9 protein-coding genes are annotated in these 6462 nt (G+C 63.6%); 6 read left to right on the top strand and 3 right to left on the bottom strand.

From position 1 onward, the window contains the following. Window positions 1-180: 180 nt before the first annotated feature. Together BLW62_RS12520 and BLW62_RS12525 are read right to left on the bottom strand one after the other, a co-directional pair. On the bottom strand, window positions 181-645 hold the full coding sequence (locus tag BLW62_RS12520; RefSeq protein ID WP_090507348.1) for a universal stress protein: 465 nt from the start codon (window positions 643-645) through the stop codon (window positions 181-183). A gap of 110 nt (window positions 646-755) precedes the next feature. Continuing rightward, entirely contained in the window at window positions 756-1220 is a 465-nt protein-coding gene (locus BLW62_RS12525) for a universal stress protein (protein ID WP_090507349.1), read from the bottom strand. A 111-nt stretch (window positions 1221-1331) separates the two neighbouring features. Here BLW62_RS12525 and BLW62_RS12530 point away from each other — a divergent pair, with 111 nt between their 5' ends. The 4 genes from BLW62_RS12530 (at window position 1332) to BLW62_RS12545 (ending at window position 4110) form a co-directional block, all read left to right on the top strand. Further along, window positions 1332-2072 carry an SDR family NAD(P)-dependent oxidoreductase gene (locus tag BLW62_RS12530; protein WP_090507350.1) on the top strand — a complete coding sequence of 247 codons (741 nt, stop codon included), beginning with the start codon at window positions 1332-1334 and terminating at the stop codon, window positions 2070-2072. Between the two features lie 109 nt (window positions 2073-2181). Further along, window positions 2182-2640 carry an MOSC domain-containing protein gene (locus BLW62_RS12535; RefSeq protein WP_090507351.1) on the top strand — a complete coding sequence of 153 codons (459 nt, stop codon included), beginning with the start codon at window positions 2182-2184 and terminating at the stop codon, window positions 2638-2640. Window positions 2641-2737: 97 nt separating this feature from the next. Beyond that, window positions 2738-3535: a YqcI/YcgG family protein gene (locus BLW62_RS12540; RefSeq protein WP_090507352.1), complete on the top strand. Its 798-nt coding sequence runs from the start codon at window positions 2738-2740 to the stop codon at window positions 3533-3535. Then, a complete protein-coding gene (locus tag BLW62_RS12545) occupies window positions 3532-4110 on the top strand; it encodes a cysteine hydrolase family protein (protein WP_245726717.1) in 579 nt (192 codons plus the stop codon). The genes BLW62_RS12540 and BLW62_RS12545 overlap by 4 nt, the downstream gene beginning before the upstream one ends. Window positions 4111-4159: 49 nt before the next feature. On the opposite strand, the gene BLW62_RS12550 is transcribed toward BLW62_RS12545, so the two are convergent. Continuing rightward, complete coding sequence (locus BLW62_RS12550; RefSeq protein WP_090507598.1) at window positions 4160-4978, bottom strand: ZIP family metal transporter; 819 nt, start codon at window positions 4976-4978, stop codon at window positions 4160-4162. 199 nt (window positions 4979-5177) lie between these two features. On the opposite strand from BLW62_RS12550, the gene BLW62_RS12555 reads away from it, so the two are divergent. Together BLW62_RS12555 and BLW62_RS12560 are read left to right on the top strand one after the other, a co-directional pair. Further along, window positions 5178-5645 (top strand): phosphopantetheine adenylyltransferase, encoded by a 468-nt coding sequence (locus tag BLW62_RS12555; protein ID WP_090507353.1) that lies wholly within the window; start codon window positions 5178-5180, stop codon window positions 5643-5645. A gap of 100 nt (window positions 5646-5745) precedes the next feature. Beyond that, on the top strand, window positions 5746-6150 hold the full coding sequence (locus BLW62_RS12560; protein ID WP_090507354.1) for a hypothetical protein: 405 nt from the start codon (window positions 5746-5748) through the stop codon (window positions 6148-6150). Window positions 6151-6462: the final 312 nt, after the last annotated feature.

The raw sequence follows: 6462 nt of genomic DNA on the forward strand, positions 1-6462 counted from the left end.
ACACACGAGCAACGGTGGTAATTGAATTCCCTGCAGTACTCGAGGGAGTCACTCGCGGCCAGTCTCGACACATCCGAGTGTGAATTTTACGGGTCGCGACGAGAGCGAAGCGCGGCGAGAACAGCGAGAACAGCGAAAAACAACGAACGAACGGCTCGTCCGACGGTGCGAGGCCTCGAGTTACTCCATCACGTCGAGATCGCGGAAGTACGTTACCGGGCAGGGTGCTTGCAGAATAATTTCCTGTGAGACGGATCCCATCACGGCCTTTTCTGCGGGCGAGCGCCGACGACCGCCGACGACCATCCGATCCGCGTCGACGTCCATCGCGATGTCGACGACTTTGGTGCTGACGTCGCCGAGTGCACCACGAATTTCGTAGTCGACGCCGGCGTCTTCGAAGATGTCTGCCAGGTCTCCCACCGGCGAGCGTCGCCGGGCGACCTCGTCCGGATCGACGTCGTCGACGCGCGCATCGAGGCCGAGGTCGTCGTAGATATCCTCGTATTCGTCAGCCGTGAAGGCGTGTCCGATCACGACGGACGCGTCGAGTGGGTCTGCGATCTCGAGGACGGTATCTGCGAGTTCCTCGGCACGGACGGTATCCATCGGCCCGACTGCAAGCAGTATCGTATCGATCGCCATACCACGACAGTGGTTTTGCCACCCGCTTAAGTATTCTCGTCTCCACAGTATTCCCGAATCAGGAGTACAGAGAGTGTGCGTCGAGGAAACGGGGCCACCGAGAGAACGAGTCAGTCGTCGAAGTAGTCGCCGCGCACGAACGTGACCGGACACGGTGCCGAGAGCAGGACCTCCTGCGCCGTCGAGCCGAATACCGCCTTCCCGGTCGGAGATCGGCGGCGACCGCCGACGATGACGCGGTCGGCGTCGACACTCGTCGCGAGGTCGACGATCGTCGGGCCGTGTTCGCCGATCCCACCGCGGACTTCGTACTCGAGGTCGGACTCCTCGATCGTCTCGCGGAGGTCGATGATCGTCTGGTGGCGTCGAGCGACGTCGTCCGGTTCGACGTCTTCGGTTTCCCGATCGAACTCGAGTCTGGTGAGCACGTCGTCGTATTCGCTTTTGGTGAAGACGTGTGCGAGGACGACGGTTGCATCGGCGGGCGCTGCGACGTCGACGACGGCGTCGACCAGTTCGTCGCTTCGGTCTGCGTCGCCGGGACCGACCGCGAGCAAGACGGTTTCGAGCGTCATATCGAGAGTAACCTGACGAGGGACCGTAAAGCCACGTTTTGGGGAGAACACCGCCGGTCAGCGGACGACCCGGACGCTTTTTTGACGCTGTCCGCGGTAGTGAGCCTACGAATGAACGGACCTGCCCTTTCGGATCGGACGGTGCTCGTGACTGGAAGCGCGCGAGGTGTCGGTCGAGAACTGCTGTTGGCGACGGCCGACTGTGGCGCGAAAACGGCCGTCCACTATCACACGAGTGCCGAGGAAGCCCGCGAGGTGGCCGAGGAAGCCACGGAGCGCGGCGCGAGCGACGCGATGGTCGTTCAAGGCGACGTCACCGATCCCGAGAGCGTCGACGGCCTCTTCGCAGCCGTCGAGTCGGAACTCGGCGCAGTCGACGTTCTCGTGAACAACGTCGGCGACTTCGCCCCAACGCACTGGGAAGAACTCTCACTCGAGACCTGGGATCGAGTGCTCGAGACGAATCTCACCGGAACGTCTCTCTGCTCGAAGCGCGCTCTCCCGGCCATGCGCGAGGGAGAGTACGGTCGAATCGTAAACATCGGCTACGCCTCGAGCGAGAAGGGACTCGTCAGCCCGGTGAACTTCCCCTACTTCGTCGCGAAAGCGGGGGTTCTGATGTTCACGCGGATGCTCGCGGCGGATACCCAGGAGGACGGCCTCACGGTGAACGCGATTTCGCCGTACGTCGTCGAGAACTCCGACGAGTTCCCCGACGAACTGCCACGAGACCGACCCGCAAGCTTCGAGGATCTGATTCAGCCGCTGTACTTCTTCCTCGATCCGGAGAGTGAGTACATCAGTGGAGAAAACGTCGAAGTCGACGGGGGCTGGCTGCCGGAGACGGTCTAAGCTGGTTTCCGGAAACTGTCTGAACTGGTTTCTGAGGACGGGCTGAACGGGGCAAACGGGTTCGGAGTCACCCACTACTATAACTCGAGCCGGCTCTATTCGAGTTCATATGACGGGACGAGTACGAGCGATCCACATCGCGGCCGAACAGGGAGCGCAGGTGGAACGCGTCGAGTCGGTGCGCGCCGTCGCTGGACGCGGACTCGAGGGTGATCGCTACTACGATACCGAGGGAACGTTCGCAGACCGAGACGGCAGCGACCTCACGCTGATCGAAGCGGAAGCGCTCGAGGGAGTCGAACGCGAGTACGACATCGCCCTTGAGCCGGGCGTCCACCGGCGGAACGTGACGACCGAAGGGGTTGGGCTGAACCACCTCGTCGGCGAACGATTTCGCGTGGGGTCGGTCGTCTGTGAAGGCGTCGAACTCTGCGAGCCGTGTTCGTATCTCGAGAGTCACCTCGAGACGAGGGGCGTTCGCGACGCGCTGGTTCATCGCGGCGGGCTCAGAGCGAGGATTCTCGAGGGCGGACCCGTGAGAACGGACGCGACGGTCGAACGGGTGTAAGCTGGTTCGAGGGAGCCGGAGGGCCGTTTTTGCTCCCGCGACGGTCTTCGAGAGTCGAACCTAAACGCACAAGCGTTCGAAAGCCCAAAGGCCGCCAATGAATGAGCCGGGTATCCAGTCGCTGATGGATCAGGAGACGCTCGAGCGCCGCGTTCGTGACGGCGAAACGCCCGGGTGGGTCGCCGATCACTGGTGGACGTTCAGCGAGGGGCTACTCGGCGAGCGAAACGGAACGCCCTTTCCGTGTTTCTTCGGGGCCGAGTCGGTCCAACAGGGCGAGCCGTTGTACACCGCCGTCCCGTCGATGAGCGAGGCCGACGATCTGCTGACCCTTCGCGATCGAATCCTCGAGTACCTCGAGATCTATCGCGATCACTCCGAGCGGGCGTCGCTGGTTACCTTCTTCAAACCGCCCGAGACCCCCTCTTCGGAGCGCGAGTATCACGACGCTCTCTGGCACATCCTCCAGACGTTGCACCTCCACGATCCCGAGCCGTGGCCGGACGATATTCCGACCGATCCGGACGACCCCTACTGGGAGTTCTGTCTCGGCGGCGAGCCCATGTTTCCGACCTGTCGAGCACCCTTCTACGACCAACGCAAGAGTCGCTACTGTCCGATCGGCCTCGAGATCACGTTCCAGCCGCGGGCGCTGTTCGAGAACCTCGGCGTCACGGCCAACACCGACGCCGGCCAGCACGCTCGCGAGGTCATTCAGGACCGACTCGAGGAGTACGACGGCGTCTGTCCCCACGCAGATCTGGGTGACTGGGGCGTCGAAACCGATCGAGAGTGGCCACAGTACATGTTCTCGGAGGACGAGACGCAGGCCCCAGACGAGTGTCCGATGACAGTCACGCGAGAGCACCCGAAACCCGCCGCGAGGCTGCCGTGACGGGTCGGATTCGATTGGACGAGGACCGACTCGAGAACGCCGCCTTGCTCCTGGTCGACCTCCAGACGGGCTTCGACGACCCCGCGTGGGGTGAGCGAAACAATCCGGACGCGGAAGCGAACGCCACGCGAGTGCTCGAGCACTGGCGAGAAAACAGGCGACCACTCGTCCACGTGCGCCACGGTTCGACGGAGCCCGAGTCGCCGCTGCGACCCGAGGAAGCCGGGTTCGCGTTCAAGTCAGAGACGGCCCCGCTCGAGGACGAGCGGACGGTGACCAAGTCGGTCAACAGCGCGTTCATCGGCACGGATCTCGAGGCGTGGCTCCACGAACGCGGCATCGAAACGGTCGTCCTCGTCGGTCTGACGACGGATCACTGCGTCTCGACGAGCACCCGAATGGCCGACAACCTCGGGTTCGAGCCGGTCGTCGTCGCCGACGCGACCGCGACGTTCGACCGCGAGTTCGACGGTCGTGAGTTCGACGCCGAAACGGTCCATCAGACGGCGCTGGCCCACCTCGAGGGCGAGTTCGCGACTATCGGAGACACTGACGAACTAGTGGGTTCTGAGTAGATCCACGACCCGAGTAGCGAATATCGGGTTCGAATAGGTGCCTGGTCCCTCAAACGGTCCCGAGACCCTCTACCGCTGCGACGATCACCAGTGTCGCGACGAACCCGACGGTCGCACCCGAGAAGAGTTCGGGATGTCCGCGTCGAGGCAACGATCGGCCAGCTTCGAGACCCGCCGGGAGGAATTCGACGACGGCGAGGTAGAACAATGCGCCCGCTGCGAAGCCGAAGCTCACGGCGAGTACGCCCTCGAGCGTGCTGACGAAGTAGTAGGCGGCGACCGCGCCGATGGGCTGGGGCAGGCCGGAGAAGACGGCCCAGCCGACCACTTTCCAGCGACTCATTCCGTAGGCGATCAGCGGGATGGCGATCGCGAGCCCTTCGGGAACGTTCAGGATAGAGATAGTAATCCCGACGAAGACCGCCAGTGCGGGGAGTTCGACGCCGGCGACGGTAACGCCGGGGTCCGAACCGAGATCGACGAACGAGACGCCGACGGCGATCCCCTCCGGGATGCTGTGGATCGTCATCACGGCGACGGTCAACACGACCGTTCGCGGATCGACGGCCGATACCGAGTGCGGGGCGAACTCGTAGCCGGAGACGAGTCGATCGGAGAGGAAGACGAACGCGACGCCGACGGCTGTACCGACCAGCACGTGCGATATCGCTCCTTCGGTGAGCGCTTCGCCGACCAGTCCAAACAGGGAGGCCGAGAGCAAAATGCCGAGGGCGAGTCCCCACAACACGACGAGCCACCGGTCGGCGATCTGTCGGACGACGAAGAACGGAGCGACGCCTACACCCGTGGCAAGCGCGGTGACGAGGCCGACGACGAAGACGATCGAGAGTTCAGTGGCGAGCGTCATCGAGGAGAGACCAACGGTTCTAGTCTCGTGATCGATCTCCGTACCCATATATTGCGGTTACTCGGCGTGGTGCGGTTACTCGGCGTAACGTTCAGAAGGTATTCGACGTCGCATCCGGATTTGACCCGTAGCGGTCCGGACCGAATTCACCGGTCGAGAGAACGTGACACATATAGCCCTCCCCGTTGCCGGAAGTCGTATGCACGTCGCAGTCGCCGGCACGTTCGGTCCGCTGCACGACGGACACCGGACCCTCTTCGAGCACGCGCTTCGCTTTGGCACCGACGGTGTCGTCGTCGGCCTGACGAGCGACGACATGGCACGCGAAACGCGCCAGCAGTCCCGGGAGGTCCTCTCGTTCGACGACCGAGTTCGCGGGGTCACCGACGCCGTCGCCGACCTCGACGAGTGGAATCGCGACGTCGACGTCCACGAACTCTCGAGCGAGTACGACATCGCCGAAGACGACCCCTCGATCGACGCCCTCGTCGTCTCGCCCGAGACGGCACCCGAACTCGAGCAGGTCAACGACCGACGCCGGGAACGCGGCCTCGAGCCGATCTCGGGAATCGTCGCGCCCTACGTCCTCGCGGACGACGGCGACCGAATCTCCTCGACGCGGATCGTCGCCGGAGAGATCGACGAACACGGGACTATCCTCGAGTGACGGATCCGTCACGTCACACCGAACGCGAGGGGTTCGACGGACCACCGAAGACGTTTCGACGACGCAACAGTAATGAGCCGCGAGACTGTCGTTTGAACCAATGAGTGCAGATCGGTGGCCGTTGCTCGTCGTGCTCCTGATCAGCGCGTCGCTCGTAACGCTGGTGATCCACCTCTCGTTCGTCCCGCGGTACTTCCCAGAGGACGTGTTTACGACCGGACTCGCACTCGTTTCCGGGTGGGCGACGTACACGCTCGCGTTCTACGCGGCAGGACGACTCGGGTCCAAGCCAGCGGACCTCCCCAGTATGCGACTCGCCGACATCGGGATCGCGCTCTTTCTCATCTCGGTGTTGCTCGCGGCGGCGCTCGATACGTTTGGATTCCCGCCGGAAGCGATCCTCGAGGCGTACGTCCTGCCGGCGATCGGCGTCTACATCGGCCTCGCGTTGTTCGGCTGGTCGATCGGCCGACGCACCGAGGCGATCAACGAGATCGTCCGGTGATCGGGTCGAAGCCGACCGCCTCTCCGTCAGGGCCCTCGAGTTCGTGTCTCCCAGACCGATGAAGCGGACACTATAGGTGGACGACGGATCAGTTTGGACCGACCATTCTTCCTGCGGTGGCGCGCGCTGTCGGACGACCGAGCGTAAGCGAGGGCAGTCGACGATGCCGCGCGAGGGGCGAACGAACGCAGTGAGTGAGTCGGCTGGGGAGGGGGTGGCGATCCCGTGTGTTCGTGCGAGCAGGACGCGTTTCGGATGTTCGTGCGAGCAGGACGCGTTTCGGATGTTCGTGCGAGCAGGACGCGTTTCGGA

Origin of the sequence: Natronorubrum sediminis, from assembly GCF_900108095.1 — an archaeon.
In the GTDB taxonomy this organism is placed as follows: Archaea; Halobacteriota; Halobacteria; order Halobacteriales; family Natrialbaceae; genus Natronorubrum; species Natronorubrum sediminis.